This is a genomic window from Cupriavidus sp. KB_39 (assembly GCF_052114485.1).
Lineage (GTDB): Bacteria > Pseudomonadota > Gammaproteobacteria > Burkholderiales > Burkholderiaceae > Cupriavidus.
Window position 1 is genome coordinate 1 of the sequence record NZ_JBFREV010000197.1, and the last position, 486, is coordinate 486.

The following is a 486-nucleotide window of genomic DNA, read 5'->3' on the forward strand; positions in this document are numbered from 1 at the left end:
AGCCATTCCTGTGCCCGTTCTGTCTCCTCACGTTCGGCGCGCGACGGGCCGCAGCCCATCAGAAGCGACACGGCCACAGCTGTGAGCAGGCATCGACTGATCGTGAAGGGCTTCATTTACCGGTCCCCACGGTAGAGACGCCGTACCCCTTGCCCAGCGCCGTGACCTCAGGCAGGGCTGGAACGGTGGCGCGCAGGCGCAGGCTKTYGAGRATGGTGCGGAAGCGCGGTTCGCTTTGCGCAAACGGTGGCGGGTCGCTTGGCAGTTCATCCGCCTGGTTKCGCGCGAAGGTGCGCATCTTGAGGCCAAGCCATGGCAGGGCCTGGGAGTTCATCTTGCCGTCAGAGCCGACGTACAGCGTGTACACCTCATAAGGTGGACGATTGAGGATCCGCTCCAGCTGTTCGTCATCGTAGCTTTGATGCGCGTTGTACTTCTCCATCTCGTCGGCACCGTTATTGCGTACGACCACGCCGGTCTCGAATG

Annotated in this window: 1 pseudogene; it reads right to left on the reverse strand. The window is 62.2% G+C overall.

Annotated elements, in window-relative coordinates:
• Positions 1 to 112: 112 nt before the first annotated feature.
• A pseudogene (locus AB4Z27_RS29505) lies at positions 113 to 486 on the reverse strand (hypothetical protein); the annotation flags it as partial.